Here is a 12,104-nt window from a genome sequence, read left to right on the forward strand (position 1 = left end):
GCTCCATGTTTAAGCAACATACGGTGGTTGCTGTGAGCCTCTTTGATGGTATCGGGTTGGCGGGACGCCTTCCAACACGTGGGCCTGCGGCAGCTTCGCGGTGTCGTGCAGGTCCCAGGCCTGCAGAGCCTGCACCGAGATGCCCCGCGGACCTGTGCGCCTGGTCAGCCCATGGATCAGCAGCATGCGGGTGCCAAAAAGCAGCGGCCCCGATTTTTCCTGCGCCTCGGTGAAGAAAACGGTGTCAACACAGCCCGTGCCGTCGTCGACGCTGATGAACACCACCCGCTTTCCGCCGCGCATTGGCGGGGTTTGGGTGGCCACCCGGACCCCCGCCACCAGAACCTCGCTATTGTTCCGCAATCCCAAAAGATTCTCGGCGCGGCTCACACCCAGTTGGTCCAGCAGCGGCGCATAGCTTCCCATGAGGTGGTCACTGACATCCAGGGACAGCAGATCCAGCTCCGTACGTACCGTCTCGGCCGGGGTTGCGGCCGGATGCTCGGCAACCAGTGTGCCTAATTCCACATCTTCCATGGGTAGGGCGAGTTGGCCCTCGATGGGTTCATTGCGCCTGCTGGACTTGTGCACCGGGAGGCTGTTCACGTGGGCCACCAGATCGGCACGGTTGGCCGTATTTCCTGTGGCGCCCTGAGCCTTTCGATGCAGCGAATCCAACGCCCCCAATTGGGCCAGCCGCTTCAGCGTTGGCCGGCTGAGCTTGGCCCTGTCGCGCAGATCGGCCAACGAATCATAGGGCTGGCCTGTAAGAATCCGTTTGAGCTCTGTTCCGGAAAGCCCGTATACCCCTGCAAGGCTCAAACGAATGCCGGTCACGGCCGCTGTCTCTTGCCTGACCGTCTCTTCCCTGCCAGCCACTTCCCTGCCAGCTGGCATGGTCCGCTCGGCCCGATATTCCCCGCCACTGGCATTGATGTCCAGTGGCAGGATGGGAATGCCCAACCTCCTCGCCTCGGCCACCAACAGGCGGCGCGGGTACATCCCGGGATCGTGTTCCCATAAACCCGTCAAAAACTCGGCCGGGTGATGCGCCTTCAACCACGCTGATTGGTAGGTAGGCACGGCAAAGGCCGCGCCGTGGGCCTTGCAGAAACCGAAGCTGCCAAAGGCCCTCAGGGTCTCCCACACCTCGTCAATAACGGCGCTCGTGTAACCGAGCTCCGCGGCATGCTCCCGATAATATTTCTCGACCGTGGGCTCCACCTCCGGGTTGCCCAGCCCGCGCCTGAACTCATCTGCGCGGGACAAGGTGCACCCGGTCATTTTGCTGAAGGTGCGCAGCACCTGCTCGTGAAAAACCGTCACACCGTGCGTCTCCGCCAAGACGGGGATCAGATCGGGGTGGGCATAATGCGGCCGCGCAAAGCCCGCCCGGCTCTCCAAATACGGTTTGACCATATTTGATTTCATGGGGCCGGGACGGAACAGGGAGATGTCAATGACCAGGTCGCTGAACTCAGTGGGTGCCATTTTTCCCACCAGTTCACGTTGGCCCGGTGATTCGATTTGAAAGCAGCCCAGCGTGTGGGTGCTGCGGATTAGTTCAAAGGTTGGCTCGTCGTCGAGAGGGACGGCGTCAAGGTCAATCCCGCCGTCGGCGTTAATGAACGGCGCCTCCGGGGCATGTCCGCCTTGGGCAATCACGGCCGCCTTGGAGGGGTGCAGACGGATAATTTCCCGCACCGCGTAAGCCATGGCGCTTTGCATCCGCACGCCCAGAACGTCGAGCTTGAGCATGCCCATGGCGTCCATGTCGTGTTTATCGAATTGGCTCATGGGCAGCCCCATGCCGCTGGGTTGGACTGGCGTGCGGTTCAGCAGGGAGGAATCCCCAAGGATCACCCCGCACGGATGCATGGAAATATGTCGGGGCAGGCTGTCCAGCCGCTCGGTCAGATCCACCAAGAGATCGAGCTGGGCACCGCCACGCTGATCATGGTTGCGCTCATCACCGCCGTGCTCATCGCCGTGCTGCGATTCTCGGGATTGCCGAACCTGCGCGGCAAAATCACGCAGCTCAGGCTTTTCCTCCAAAGCCTCCCTAAAGGAACCTGCAGAAAACCGCCACAACTGCTTGGCGATCTGATCAATCTCGCCTTTGTCCATGCCCAGCGCCAGCCCGGCATCCCTGACGGCGCCACGGGCCCGGTAGCTGTTTTGCATGCTCATCAGGGTGACTCGCTCTGAGCCAAAACGGTCAAAAATACGCCTGTAAACATTGTGGCGTTCTGCGCTTTCCACATCGAGGTCGATGTCAGGCAGCGTAGCTCTGTCATTGGAGAGGAAGCGCTCAAACAGGAGGTCGTTGGCGATGGGATCCACGGCACTGATGCCCAGCAAATAATTAACCAACGACGACGCCCCGGAACCTCGCGCGGCACGGCGCACCCCCATGGTGCGAATCATTTCCGAGACCTCCGCCACCGTCAGGAAGTACGATTCGAAACCCAGCCTGCCGATGGTCTCCAACTCCGTTTCCAGCCGCTCCCGAACGTTCAGCAGTTTCCCCTGTGAGAATCCGCCAAAACGCTGGTTCAAGCCCGCCTCCGTACGCTGACGTAATTCCAGCCCTGCTGGTTGAGTCAGCCCCAGTACCTCCGATTCAGGCGTCGTGGGTTTTTTCCAGCCCAGATCACCGTCCGGATCAAGCCGGCATTTGTCAGCCAACGAGGCAGTATTGGCCCACAGCTGCCCCAGCTCAGCGGCGCCGTATCCGGCCTGATAGACAATCTCCTTTGCCACAGCATGCATCCCTGCTGCACTTTTTAGCCAGGCCTGCCCCGTGGGTTGCAGGTCATTGAGCTGATCCAACGGGGCGATGTTCCGTGCCGCATCAAGGACATCGGCCGTGGGCGCATCTTCTTCCCTGCTATAGCGCGCGGCGTTGCTCAACACGGCCGGAACATCGAATTCCTGCGCAAGCTTGAGCATCCGTACGGCATGGGCCGTGCTCATGGAGGCCCCTGGGGCGCTCAGATGACTGACAATCTCTACCACAAAGGAACCGGCGGGCATGGTGTTGCGCCACACAAGGAACTTCGTGCGGGGCAGCAGGTATTTGCGGCCACCCATGGCCCTGCCCACGGGTGAAAGTGGACCAAGCAGCACTGTCAGAGCGGGTTTTCCTGTCAACGGATCCAGCACTCCAACGGCCAATTGATCCAGGGTCAACCCCACCATTTTGCTCCGCGCGTGGGATGCGGAGATTAATCGACAGAGCGCCGCATAGCCCGTGCCCGGCGCCAAAAAGGCACCTCCATGGGCCAGCACAACCACCCGTCCGGCCACCTCCAGTCCGCCCGGGCCTTCTTCTAGGACAGCCAGATCAACACCAACGATCGGATCGATCTTGGCTGCCATGCACGCCTTGACATGTTTAACAGCTCCATACAGACCGTCCCGATCAGTGATGGCCAGCGCATCACCATCGACGGAGGCCGCCTTGGCCAGGTCCTCCGGCCAAGAAACACCAAAGTGGGCGCTGAAGGCGGAAGAACTGTGCAAATGGACAAAGTTACGCACCTCCGAGCTCCTCCTTGAAGACTTCATCTACGGCTTCATGAATCTTTATGACGCGCCAGCGATCGGCAGGTCGGTACCTCACCACGTCAAGGGTCAGATCATCGGAGCCCCCTTCCCGGCGAAGTTGCAGCCGCCACATTTGGGTGTCCACAATGCCCACACCCTCTCCCGGAGGCATGCGGGTTTCGTTCTCCCACCAAGGGCGTCGTTCATACCAGCACAAGGGATGAGGGGCTATGGAGTAGCTGACTCCACGCCACACCAACCGCATCAGCTCCCCCGAAGGCGAACGCTCCATCTCTACGGCTTCACTGAAGATGCCCACATGCACCCTCCATCCCAGCCCGGCGCCACAAACAATTAACTACGTTCCGGACATGTCTTTTGTATTAGTACATATATTCTAATTAATTTAAGTGTACGCTCAAAGCCACACGACAGGTAACGCCCACAGTGAAATGCATCTGCGGGCATCAGTTCTGCACCGATCGCGCCCTGCGGATAGCTGACAACGCAACTGGCGTCTACCATGGCCTTATGGCCTTTGATTCAGCCGCGCCAATGGCGCCACAACGACCTTAAGGAGCGTTCCATGACTGACATGGTCACCCTCATCGCTAAAACCACTCCGCTGGAACGGGAGCTCCCTTTCGCTTCCCGTACCGTAGAAGAATCCGATGCAGCACGCCTCGGCGAGCTCTACTTCACCGCCTACGACGTCGGCGTTGCCGGGGATTCCCTGGACGTAGCCCTGGCCGACATGAAGGCATCATTGGCCGGAAAGTACGGCCCCCTCCTTCCTGGCGCCTCACACGTTGCTTTGGATGAGGCCGGCAAGATTGTTGCCGCAGTCTTGGTCGTCGAACACGCCGTGGGCGACGACACCCCTGATGCCCCCTTCATCATCGAATTGATCACCGACCGTCAGCACCGCCGCCGCGGTCTGGCCGAAGACCTGGTGCTTGCCACCATGGATACGCTTTTCAACGACGGCAAGACCGACGTGGCCCTGCGCGTGGAATCCACCAACTCGGCAGCCCTGGCGCTCTACCTCTCACTCGATTTCCACCGCTGGTCGCCAGAAGAAACCGACGACTAAGAACACCTAGCCGCAAGGACACATCATGGATCAACAGCTGAACTTTATTTCGCTGGGGGTCCGTGATGTTTCGCGTTCCCGCGACTTTTACATCGCCGGCCTTGGCTGGAAAGCACACCGGGAAGTGCCCGGGGAGGTCATCTTCATCCAGGTGAACCACGGGCTGATCCTCTCCCTGTGGAACCGCAACGCCATGGCCGGCGAGCTGGGCGTCGCGATCGAAAGCCTCCAGTCCCCCGGCGGCGTCCCGCCCATCACCCTGAGCCACAATGTTGGCAGCGCTCAGGAGGTGGACGCCGTGGTGGCGGACGCGCAGAAGGCCGGGGCCGCCGTCGTCCATCCACCGCGGCAGCAATCTTGGGGCGGGTACAGCGGCTACTTTGCCGATCCGGACGGCTTCCGCTGGGAGATCGCCTACAACCCAAGCTGGCTAGTGGACGACGCCGGGCACGTCACCGTGTGACATAACGCTAGGTGAGCGGAACGATCAGCTCGGGTGTGTCGTTGCGAACGTTACCGACCGCCGCCGACACGGCGTCCAGCTCCCAGGCGCCGGCCAGATCCCACGCCTGAGCCAACGCTGACTCCAACAGTGGCTGTGTTTCCTTGTTTTCCGGGTCCAGCCATTCGGCCAGCGATTCACGACTCAGGGGCACGGGCAGCCTGTCATGCAGCGTAGCCAATTCACCCTCCGGCGGCGACGCCATGGTCAAGATAGTGCAGGACAAAAGCCATTGATCCGGCGCGCCGTCCTCTTTGGCTGGATCCTTCCACCACTCATAGAGCCCGGCGAAGGTGATCAGCGAGCCATCGGCGGTGTGCACAAAGTATGGCTGCTTGGTTTTTCCGTCCGGCGATTTCTTCCATTCGTAATAGCCCTGCACAGGGACACCGCAGCGTCGTGACTTGAAGGCTGTGCGAAACGTTGGCTTCTCAGCGACCGTTTCACTGCGGGCATTGAAAGCCCGGACACCCACGGCGGGATCCTTGGCCCAGCCGGGCACCAGTCCCCATTTGGCCACATGTACTTGTCGGTGCAGCTCGCCGTCAATGATCCGCTCCAGGACAATGGGCACATCCGTGGTGGGGGCAACGTTGTAGGAGGCACGCAATTCAAGGGAGGCCTCGGCCTCCGCTTCCAGCTCCGCAACTAGATCCCCGACTGCCCTGGCAATGACGTAACGTCCACACATGCAGTCCATCGTGGCACAAAATGAGGAATATGCACCCGGCCCGGTAGCGTTGTCTGTTGTAGCAAGGACAATTACTTATCTCGCAAGGAGCACTTTTCGTGGACTTCACACCTGACGCTGGCACCATCACCATGTTCTCAACCACCTGGTGTGGTTACTGCAAGCGCCTGAAGAAGCAGCTGGATGCCTCGGGAATCGGCTACACCGAGATCAACATCGAGGACGTTGCCGGAACGGCGGAGCTCGTTGAAAGCCTCAACGGCGGCAACCAGACCGTCCCCACAGTGCTCTTCCCGGATGGCTCCGCGGCAACCAACCCGTCGCTGAACGATGTCAAGGTCAAGCTGGGCGTTTAGCACCTCTCTGAGCGTGCCCCACCTCTTTAGCGAAGCCGTGTAACCTGTCAGCAACCCCATTTGTTGTTCCGGACAGGAACACGGCTGCTAAGGAGCATTCTTCATGGTTTACAAGGTCAAAGGCGTCGTAGCGCTGAGCAAGGGCGCCCCCGTCACACTGGAAACCATCCTTGTTCCGGACCCCGGTCCGGGCGAGGCACTCGTTGACATTCTGACCAGCGGCGTCTGCCACACCGATCTGCACTACAAGCTCGGCGGCATCAACGACGACTTCCCGTTCCTGCTGGGCCACGAGGCCACTGGCATTGTCAGCGCCGTGGGCGAGGGCGTCACTAACGTTGTCCCCGGCGATCGCGTCATCCTGAACTGGCGCGCCGTCTGCGGTAACTGCCGCGCCTGCAACAAGGGCCAGGCGCAGTACTGTTTCAACACGGCCAACGCCACCTCAAAAATGACACTGGAAGACGGCACCGTCCTCTCCCCCGCCCTGGGCATTGGCGCGTTCATCGAAAAGACCGTGGTGGCCGCTGGGCAGTGCACCAAGGTTGATCCCGACGTCGACCCCGCCGCCGTGGGCCTGCTGGGTTGCGGCGTCATGGCCGGCATCGGCGCGGCCATCAACACCGGCGCCGTGAAGCGTGGCGATACCGTGGCCGTCATCGGTTGTGGCGGCGTGGGCGCGGCTGCCATTGCAGGTGCTGCCTTGGCCGGGGCAACCACCGTGATCGCCGTTGACCGGGATCCCAAGAAGTTCGCGGCCGCCTTGGCCCTTGGCGCCACCCACACGGTGGACTCCTCTGTCGAAGACGCTGTCGTCGCTATCCAGAACCTCACGGGCGGGTTCGGGGCAGATGTGGTGATTGACGCCGTCGGACGTCCCGAGACGTACAAGCAGGCCTTCTACGCCCGCGATCTGGCCGGCACCGTGGTCCTGGTGGGCGTCCCCACACCGGAAATGATGCTGGAATTGCCGCTGCTCGACGTGTTTGGTCGCGGCGGTTCGCTGAAGTCCTCCTGGTATGGCGACTGCCTGCCGTCGCGCGATTTCCCCATGCTCGTGGAGCTGTACAAGCAGGGCAAGCTGGACCTTGATGCCTTTGTAAGCGAACGCATCACGATCAACGACATCGAAGCCGCCTTCACCAAGATGGGCGAGGGCTCCGTGCTGCGTTCGGTGGTGGAGTTCGCATGAGCGCCCGGATTGAACGCCTGATCACCTCGGGGACCTTCTCACTCGACGGCGGCACCTGGGACGTTGATAACAACGTCTGGATCGTGGGCGATGACAGCGAATGCATCGTGATCGACGCCCCGCATGATCCCGCCGCGATCGTGGCTGCCGTGGCCGGCCGGAAGGTGCTGGCGCTGCTGCTCACGCACGCCCACGACGACCACATCAAGGCGGCCCGCGAGGTTGCCGCAGCCACGGGCGCAGCGATCCATCTAAACTCTGCCGATCGCATGCTGTGGGACACCGTGTACCCGGATGCCGCACCTGATGCTGACGTGCACGACGGCGACAGCTTCAGTGTTGCTGGCACCGTCCTGACCGCGCTGCACACGCCTGGGCACTCCCCCGGCTCCACGTGCTATTACGCACCGGATCTGGGCACCGTCTTCACCGGAGACACGCTGTTCAACGGTGGCCCCGGAGCTACCGGACGCTCCTACAGCGACTTCCCAACGATCATCGCCTCGATTTCCAGCCGACTACTGTCATTGCCTGCCGAGACCGTGGTCAACACCGGTCACGGTGACTCAACGACCATTGCGGCCGAGGCACCCGGAATAGTGGCGGCACAGCAGTAAAGCACCACTTCCCCTCATTGACCCGTCAGATAATGCCGCTATGAACGTTCATAGCGGCATTATCTGACGGGTCAATGTGTCCGGGAGCGGCTAAGGGTGGATTAGCTCCGTGTGCTGCGCATAAGCGGCAAGGACCGCGGCTTCCACAGCGTCAACGGTGAGGCCAGGGAGCAGGTCCTCGGCTGCGCCGGCCGTGGCCGGATCCCATTCCAGGCCAAGAGCCGCATACGTGTCCGTGAGAACCTTGCGGATCGGCGCGGAGTCTTCCACCACAATGACCGAGCTGAACAGCCAGGCCCCAGCCACCACACGCTGGGCGGTGCCGATGAGCTTGATACGGGCCCCTTCGGGCACGCTTGCACCGCTCTGGCCACCGCGGCCAAAGACACTGAATTCACCTGGGCAGTATTCACCCGGGATCTCCCCCACTCCAGCGTCAAGACCCAGCGAGTTCAGTGCGTCAGCGAACAGCTCCCCGAAGAAGCCAAACCGCTCCTTGGCTCCTGCGATGGCATCTTCGGCAGACTGGATGTGATCAACCACCAGGGTGCCCTGATGATAGGCCGCGGCCCTGCCACCCGCTCGCCGAACTGCTGGCACATAGCCGTTGTCCCGCGAGGCCTGTTCGGCGGCCGCGAATCCAGCCAACCTAGTGTCACGCTGGCCGAACGCCACGGTGGGTTCGGGCCGGTAAAAGCGCAACATGGCGTTCCGTTGTCCAGTTTTGACCTGGTTCAGCAGTTCCAAAGCAAAGTTAAGATCGGCCTCGGCACCTTGGTTGACTAGCTGCCTGTGGACTTCCAGTTGGGGCGCCAGCGCCACACTCATTGGGCGGCCGGGATGGGGCGGACAGTCAAGATCTGTTCGGAACGCGCGAAGGGTCCCTTGACATCGTTGAGCACCGAGGAGGTCAGGCCCACACCATCCCCGGACATGGTTACCTGGGTATCCAGACCCAACCATTCGCCTTCCGGTTCCCGGTAAATGTGGATAGAGAGATCAACGTTGGGGAACATCCAGCCGCCGGGCGACGGGTCCATTCGGGCGGAAATACCATTGGCGCTGTCGGCCAGCCCCAGCAGCCTCACCAGCGCGGAGGTAGGTGCTCCGCCGTCGAGCATTGTGTAGGGGCTGCGCAGCCAGGCGCGGCCACGCCCAGGGCGGTGGCCCTGGTTAATGCGGGCCTCGATGCTCCTGATGAAGCCGCCGGGCCACATGGTCATGCCGTCCCACGGAACCGCCGCGGCAAGGCTCTCCATGGGCTCGTCCTCGTAGGCCTCGACCGCCGCGGTGTCACCCTTTTGCAGGCGCCAGGCGGTGGCACGGACCGCCACGCGTCCGTCGGCGATGAGTTCGGCTTGCAGCAGCTCGATGGTCCGTCCGGGACGCAGCAGCATGGTTTCAATGGTGAATTCGCCGGCTGGAATGAGCCCAAGGATGTCAAAACTGAAGCGGGCCAGACGCATGTCATCGCGCGGCTGATATTGCTCCAGGGCATGGATCATGATGCCCGTCACCGGGGCCATATGCTGTTCGTGCGTGTTCCAGGCACCCTGGGCGTGGATGGTTGATTCGTACCGATTCTCGCCGAGGTGGCGGTAGTACGAACTGGGGTTTTCGGCAGCGACTGCGTTGGCGGCTGCGAATGTTGTTGTCTCCGGCATGGCTATGACTTTACCGCCAGCGGGAGTCCAACCAGCAAACGGAGCTCAGGGCTGCGACGTCGCGCTCCCCGTAGGCGCCGGGCTCATCACGGGGCAGTCTGCAAGGGCTTCCTTGTCGAGTTTGCGGGTGCGCGAAACCTTGAAAAGGTGGATTCCCACAACAGCTGCTGCGGCCACCACCACGAGGACAAGCAGGGCCAGGGGCGAACCTGCTGCGGCAGCAAGGGCGGCGTCGAAGGCGGCCAAGCCGATCGTTGCATAGATGCAGGCCCACGCCACGGAGCCCACAACGGTGGCCGGAATGTAGCGGCGCAAGGGCATGCGGCCCAGTCCGGCTGCCATATTGACGGCCGTCTGCACACCAATGGTCAAGAAGCTCACGCTGACGGCCGGGGCGCCCCAGCGGGCAATAATATTCTCGGCGCGATGAAAGGCAGGAGAATTCAGGTACTTCTGGAGCTTCGTTTTGCGCCCGCCGGCAGAGAGTCCGCGCCCGGCCCAATATGTGGCGTTAGAGCGCAGCATGACGATCACAAACAAGATGAGAAATGCCCAGACAAAAGGTAGCGAGACTATGGCGTCCATGGTGATCGTGCTACCCCCAAAGGAAAGACAATAATATGGCAAGAGTTTCGTACTCTATTTGCCAGTTCCTATCGTATCGAAGGAAGCGAGGTAACCCTAATTTCTCCGGAATGACGGACCGGCAAAAAATGCCTACAGGAAACTTTTAGACTTTTCGGCGTGAGTTAGCTCTCATTAACTCATTTGCGTACTAGCATCGGCACATGACCACCGATGTTCATGCTTCCTACGCGTCCGGCACCTCCACAACCCAACTTTTGGACACCACCATAGGTGCCAACTTCCAGATGACAGCCGCCCAGTTTCCGGACTCGGATGCGCTCATCGACATGCCCTCGGGCCGTCGCTGGACCTACGCGCAGCTAAACCACGACGTCGATGCCCTGGCCCGCGGCCTTCTCGCCGCCGGGATTGCCAAGGGAGATCGGGTGGGTATTTGGGCGCCCAACGTGCCGGAGTGGGTGCTACTGCAGTACGCAACGGCCAAGATCGGCGCCATCCTTGTCAACGTCAACCCGTCGTACCGGGTGCACGAGCTCAGGTATGCCGTGCAGCAATCGGGCATGTCACTACTGGTGGCGCTGCCTGATTTCAAGGGCTCGGACTACCAAGGGATGATCAGCCAAATCCAATCCGAATGCCCGGCCCTGACAGCGACCAGCTACATCGGCACGTCATCCTGGGACTCGCTCGTGGCGGGCGGAGAAACGCTGCCGGCCAACGCCGTCGAACTTGCTATGGCCGCGCTGGATCCGAACGATCCCATCAACATCCAATACACCTCGGGCACCACCGGCTACCCCAAGGGCGCAACGCTCAGCCACCGTAACATCCTGAACAACGGCTACTTTGTCACGGAAACGATCGGCTTCACCGAGCAGGACAGATTGTGCATACCGGTCCCGTTCTATCACTGCTTCGGCATGGTCATGGGAAATTTGGGCGCCACAACTCATGGTGCCGCCTTGATCATTCCGGGGCCTTCCTTCGACGCCGCCGCCACCTTGCGCGCCGTCCAGGAGGAACGCTGCACGGCCCTGTACGGCGTTCCCACCATGTTCATTGCCGAGCAGAATCTGCCCGATTTTGCCGACTACGATTTATCCAGCCTGCGCACCGGGATCATGGCTGGCTCGCCCTGCCCCGTTGAGGTCATGAAGCGCTGCATAACGCAGATGCACATGGAGGGCGTTTCGATTGCCTATGGCATGACGGAAACTTCGCCGGTGTCCATGCAGACCCAGATGGACGACGACGTGGCCCACCGGACCGAAACCGTGGGCCGGGTGCACCCTCACCTTGAGGTCAAGATTGTTGACCCTGCTACCGGCGACACGGTCCCGCGCGGGGAGCCTGGCGAGTTTTGCACGCGCGGCTATTCGGTCATGCTGGGTTACTGGAATGATCCGGAGAAGACTGCCGGCGCGGTTGATGCCGAGCGCTGGATGCATACGGGGGACCTGGCCGTGATGTTCGACGACGGTTATGTGAACATTGTGGGCCGCATCAAGGACATGGTGATTCGGGGCGGCGAAAACCTGTATCCCCGCGAGATCGAGGAGTTCCTGTACCAGCATCCGGATGTTGCTGACGTGCAGGTCATCGGCGTTCCCGACGAACGCTACGGCGAGGAGTTGTGCGCCTGGTTGCTCATGAAGCCCGGCGCGGCCCCGCTGGATGCGGCCGCCGTAGCAGCCTATTGCGAGGGCCACCTGTCGCGGCACAAGATCCCTCGCTACGTACTCGTGGTGGACGACTTCCCCATGACCGTCACCGGCAAGGTGCGCAAGATGGACATGCGCGAGCGGACTATCGAGATCCTAGGCTTGTAGCGGGCCCGCGGATTGCGCTGATC

The 12,104-nt window shown here is 61.4% G+C and carries 12 protein-coding genes; 6 read left to right on the forward strand and 6 right to left on the reverse strand.

Annotated features, from left to right (window positions below; all coding sequences use genetic code 11):
- Positions 1-9 precede the first annotated feature (9 nt).
- Complete coding sequence (locus tag ACP7B9_RS06085) at positions 10-3,543, reverse strand: DNA polymerase III subunit alpha (RefSeq protein WP_425861674.1); 3,534 nt, start codon at positions 3,541-3,543, stop codon at positions 10-12.
- Complete coding sequence (locus ACP7B9_RS06090) at positions 3,536-3,868, reverse strand: hypothetical protein (RefSeq protein WP_425861675.1); 333 nt, start codon at positions 3,866-3,868, stop codon at positions 3,536-3,538. Before ACP7B9_RS06090 ends, ACP7B9_RS06085 begins: the two co-directional genes overlap by 8 nt.
- Before the next feature lie 267 nt (positions 3,869-4,135).
- Here ACP7B9_RS06090 and ACP7B9_RS06095 point away from each other — a divergent pair, with 267 nt between their 5' ends.
- On the forward strand, positions 4,136-4,642 hold the full coding sequence (locus ACP7B9_RS06095; RefSeq protein WP_425861676.1) for a GNAT family N-acetyltransferase: 507 nt from the start codon (positions 4,136-4,138) through the stop codon (positions 4,640-4,642).
- A 25-nt stretch (positions 4,643-4,667) separates the two neighbouring features.
- Positions 4,668-5,105, forward strand: a complete 438-nt coding sequence (locus ACP7B9_RS06100; protein WP_425861678.1) for a VOC family protein — start codon at positions 4,668-4,670, stop codon at positions 5,103-5,105.
- A 7-nt stretch (positions 5,106-5,112) separates the two neighbouring features.
- Here ACP7B9_RS06100 and ACP7B9_RS06105 read toward each other — a convergent pair whose 3' ends face one another.
- Positions 5,113-5,835 carry an SOS response-associated peptidase gene (locus tag ACP7B9_RS06105; RefSeq protein ID WP_425861680.1) on the reverse strand — a complete coding sequence of 241 codons (723 nt, stop codon included), beginning with the start codon at positions 5,833-5,835 and terminating at the stop codon, positions 5,113-5,115.
- A 98-nt stretch (positions 5,836-5,933) separates the two neighbouring features.
- Between ACP7B9_RS06105 and ACP7B9_RS06110 the strand changes: the two genes are divergently transcribed.
- From ACP7B9_RS06110 to ACP7B9_RS06120, 3 genes are all read left to right on the forward strand, one after another.
- Positions 5,934-6,191, forward strand: coding sequence for a mycoredoxin (locus ACP7B9_RS06110; protein WP_110485466.1), 258 nt, complete (start codon positions 5,934-5,936; stop codon positions 6,189-6,191).
- Between the two features lie 103 nt (positions 6,192-6,294).
- Positions 6,295-7,383: an S-(hydroxymethyl)mycothiol dehydrogenase gene (locus ACP7B9_RS06115; protein ID WP_425861682.1), complete on the forward strand. Its 1,089-nt coding sequence runs from the start codon at positions 6,295-6,297 to the stop codon at positions 7,381-7,383.
- Complete coding sequence (locus tag ACP7B9_RS06120) at positions 7,380-8,000, forward strand: MBL fold metallo-hydrolase (RefSeq protein WP_425861684.1); 621 nt, start codon at positions 7,380-7,382, stop codon at positions 7,998-8,000. The genes ACP7B9_RS06115 and ACP7B9_RS06120 overlap by 4 nt, the downstream gene beginning before the upstream one ends.
- A 90-nt stretch (positions 8,001-8,090) precedes the next feature.
- Here the strand turns inward: ACP7B9_RS06120 and ACP7B9_RS06125 are convergent, their stop codons facing one another.
- From ACP7B9_RS06125 to ACP7B9_RS06135, 3 genes are read right to left on the reverse strand one after another with little or no spacing between them, the layout of a single operon-like run.
- Positions 8,091-8,828, reverse strand: coding sequence for a lipoate--protein ligase family protein (locus tag ACP7B9_RS06125; RefSeq protein ID WP_425861686.1), 738 nt, complete (start codon positions 8,826-8,828; stop codon positions 8,091-8,093).
- Entirely contained in the window at positions 8,825-9,664 is an 840-nt protein-coding gene (locus ACP7B9_RS06130) for a thioesterase family protein (protein ID WP_425861688.1), read from the reverse strand. The genes ACP7B9_RS06125 and ACP7B9_RS06130 overlap by 4 nt, the downstream gene beginning before the upstream one ends.
- 45 nt (positions 9,665-9,709) lie before the next feature.
- Positions 9,710-10,291 (reverse strand): DedA family protein, encoded by a 582-nt coding sequence (locus tag ACP7B9_RS06135; RefSeq protein WP_425861690.1) that lies wholly within the window; start codon positions 10,289-10,291, stop codon positions 9,710-9,712.
- A 161-nt stretch (positions 10,292-10,452) separates the two neighbouring features.
- On the opposite strand from ACP7B9_RS06135, the gene ACP7B9_RS06140 reads away from it, so the two are divergent.
- Entirely contained in the window at positions 10,453-12,081 is a 1,629-nt protein-coding gene (locus tag ACP7B9_RS06140; protein WP_425861692.1) for an AMP-binding protein, read from the forward strand.
- Positions 12,082-12,104: the final 23 nt, after the last annotated feature.

It is taken from the genome of Arthrobacter sp. TWP1-1 (assembly GCF_049897845.1).
Taxonomy (GTDB): domain Bacteria; phylum Actinomycetota; class Actinomycetes; order Actinomycetales; family Micrococcaceae; genus Specibacter.

What these genes read in the sequence shown, in the direction of transcription:
- ACP7B9_RS06095 (WP_425861676.1), top strand. Translation starts at nt 4,136, where the DNA reads ATGACTGACATGGTCACCCTCATCGCTAAAACCACTCCGCTGGAACGG.
- ACP7B9_RS06100 (WP_425861678.1), top strand. Translation starts at nt 4,668, where the DNA reads ATGGATCAACAGCTGAACTTTATTTCGCTGGGGGTCCGTGATGTTTCG.
- ACP7B9_RS06105 (WP_425861680.1), bottom strand. Translation starts at nt 5,835, where the DNA reads ATGTGTGGACGTTACGTCATTGCCAGGGCAGTCGGGGATCTAGTTGCG.
- ACP7B9_RS06115 (WP_425861682.1), top strand. Translation starts at nt 6,295, where the DNA reads ATGGTTTACAAGGTCAAAGGCGTCGTAGCGCTGAGCAAGGGCGCCCCC.
- ACP7B9_RS06120 (WP_425861684.1), top strand. Translation starts at nt 7,380, where the DNA reads ATGAGCGCCCGGATTGAACGCCTGATCACCTCGGGGACCTTCTCACTC.
- ACP7B9_RS06125 (WP_425861686.1), bottom strand. Translation starts at nt 8,828, where the DNA reads ATGAGTGTGGCGCTGGCGCCCCAACTGGAAGTCCACAGGCAGCTAGTC.
- ACP7B9_RS06130 (WP_425861688.1), bottom strand. Translation starts at nt 9,664, where the DNA reads ATGCCGGAGACAACAACATTCGCAGCCGCCAACGCAGTCGCTGCCGAA.
- ACP7B9_RS06140 (WP_425861692.1), top strand. Translation starts at nt 10,453, where the DNA reads ATGACCACCGATGTTCATGCTTCCTACGCGTCCGGCACCTCCACAACC.